General features: G+C 77.4%; 3 protein-coding genes. All 3 read right to left on the reverse strand.

Going from position 1 to position 2,390, the window contains the following annotated elements; translation table 11 throughout:
• Positions 1-269: 269 nt before the first annotated feature.
• Complete coding sequence (locus AE652_RS39640) at positions 270-758, reverse strand: NUDIX domain-containing protein (RefSeq protein ID WP_049660477.1); 489 nt, start codon at positions 756-758, stop codon at positions 270-272.
• Between the two features lie 118 nt (positions 759-876).
• Entirely contained in the window at positions 877-1,071 is a 195-nt protein-coding gene (locus AE652_RS39645; protein ID WP_049660479.1) for a hypothetical protein, read from the reverse strand.
• Between the two features lie 167 nt (positions 1,072-1,238).
• A partial coding sequence (locus tag AE652_RS49370) for a DUF4190 domain-containing protein (RefSeq protein WP_049660480.1) occupies positions 1,239-2,390 on the reverse strand: 1,152 nt, incomplete at its 5' end.

The following is a 2,390-nucleotide window of genomic DNA, read 5'->3' on the forward strand; positions in this document are numbered from 1 at the left end:
CCCGGCGGCGGGCGGCCGACGACTGGGGGGCGGCCGGACGGGCGGCGCGGCGCAGTCGGGCGCGGGCGGCGGCGCTCCCCGCGGAGCCTGCCCGCCGCTCTCCCCCGCCGCCGTTCCCGGTACTCGACACCGACGGGGCCTCCGGCTCTGGTCGGGATCGGCGTCGCCGGCTGGGGACGGCTCACCGATGGTGACGAATAGTGCCGAAAAGTGACATACCCAGCAGCATCCAGGCTATCCCGGCCCCCGGGTCGTCTTGTCCGATTGACCTACCCGGCGGACTGCGCGTCGCCCACCGCCGACGCGCTGTCGGCGGCGCCCGCCGGGGCGCCCGCGAGCAGCCGGGCGACGTGCGGCAGCACGTCACGGTCGTGGTCGATCCAGTCCACGGCGTCCAGCTCGTCCGGGCCCAGCCAACGCAGCGCGTCGTGGTCCTGCAGTGCGCGCGGCTCGCCGGACAGCAATTCGGCGGCCCAGAAGCGCAGCTCCAGGCCGGGGCGCACGGCCCACGCGCCCGGCAGCCGGACCAGCGCACGCGCCCGGACACCGAGCTCCTCCAGCAGCTCCCGCTCCAGCGCCTGCGCCTCGGTCTCCCCCGGCTCGGCCTTCCCGCCGGGGAACTCCCACCGGCCGGCCACCGCCTCGGGCGCGCTGCGCCGGGCGGCGAGCACCCGGCCGCGGTGGACCAGCGCACCGCCGACCACGATCCGGGGCGAAGTGGCGGGGGCGTCGGGGGCGGGGTCGTGGGTCGCGTCCATGGGCCCGACCCTACGGTCTGCCGTCGGGCCCGGGCGTCCGCGGAGGGCTCAGGCGCTGCGGAGGGTTCGGGGCCGTGGAGGGCTCAGGCGTTGCGGAGGGTTCGGGGCTACGGAGGGCTCAGGCATTGCGGACCGTCCCGTCCGCCGGTTCGGGCCGGGCCGCCTCCCCGTCCTCCTCGACCCAGTACAGCTGCTTGTGGCCGCGGGCCTCGAACTCGGCGGCCAGCCGCCGGGCCTCCGCCCGGTCGAGGTCCTTGGCGACCAGGAAGCGGTTGCCGTTGTCGTCCTGCCGCATCACCCGGTGGGTACCCATGGCCGGAGGGTACCGGGGCTCCCCCGGGCCGGCCCGCCCCGGGGCGGACGGGCTGGTCCCCGGCTCGCGTGGGGGTCGGGCCGGGGACGTGCCCACGACCGTACGGCCGACGGGTTACCGGCAGGTACGGGCCCGGTCAACGGCCGGTAACCGCGCCTCCGGGCGGCTCAGACCCGCAGGTCGGGCGCCTGCTCCCCGGTCGACAGGTCCAGCCCGCGGCGGATCTCCAGAGCCGTCGGCGTCGTCCTGGCCTCCAGTGCCCTGGCCTTGCGGAGGTCGCCCGCCAGGTCGGTGCCGGAGGCCGCGGCGTCCCAGGCGGCGGCCGCCTGCGACTTGGCCTCGGCCAGCTTGGCGATCCTCGGCTGGACGTCGGCCGGCCAGGCCACCCCCGTCCTGGCCAGCACCGCCGCCTGGGTGCGGGAGGCGGAGGCCACCCGGCGCGCCCAGGCCCGGTAGTCGGCCTCGGCCTCGGCGACCTCCCGCTCCGGCTGGTCCAGGTAGTCGTCGTTGAAGGTCCGGGCGGCCTCCAGGTAGGCCAGCTGGGGCGCGGTCAGGTGGCTGCGGTCGGTGCGGACGGTGCCCCGGTGCCGGTCCTCGCGGTCCTCGTAGGCGCAGGTCACGTACCGCGAGCCGGACGCCCAGTTCTTCTCGGTCGGGTAGAGGTAGACGTCCTCCATGCCGTCGGGGACGGCCCACTGGTCGAGCGCGTAGCCGCTCAGCACCTGGCGGCACAGCCGGCCGGCCGACTCGCGGGCCGCGCGCTCGCCCGGGTAGGCGCCGGCGCCGAGCAGGAGGTCGGCGGTGCCCGCCACCTCGCCGTGGTGCGGCTCGGTGCAGGCCACCCGGTGCACCCAGTACACCGTCTCGTCGCCGCCCCCGTCCGCCGTCGACCCGCCCTGGGGGGAGTCGTAGCAGTCGCCCGCCTTGAGGTCGGACCAGTGCACCGAACCGGCCGGCGCCTTCGGGGGCAGGCCGGAGCGGCCGGCCCGCGCCGAGCTGAAGTCGGCCGCGCCGAGCAGCAGGGCCATCAGCACCGTGCCGATCGTGCCGAGCACCAGGCCGGTCACCGCCATGCCGGAGCCGCGCTCCTTGCGGCGGTTGATCTGGACCAGCGCGAGGACGCCGAACACCAGGGCCACCGGGGCCACCAGGAGCAGGCCGGTGACCAGGGAGCCGACGGCGAAGCCGTTGGTCGGGGCGGGGCCGGGGACGAACCCGGGGCCGACGAACCCGGGGCCTGGCGCGCCGACCGGGCCCTGGCCGGGGGCCGGGGCGTACGGGTGGCCGGGCTGGAAGCCGGACTGGGCGGCGGGGGTGAC

Origin of the sequence: Kitasatospora sp. MY 5-36, assembly GCF_001182915.1 — a bacterium.
In the GTDB taxonomy this organism is placed as follows: domain Bacteria; phylum Actinomycetota; class Actinomycetes; order Streptomycetales; family Streptomycetaceae; genus Kitasatospora.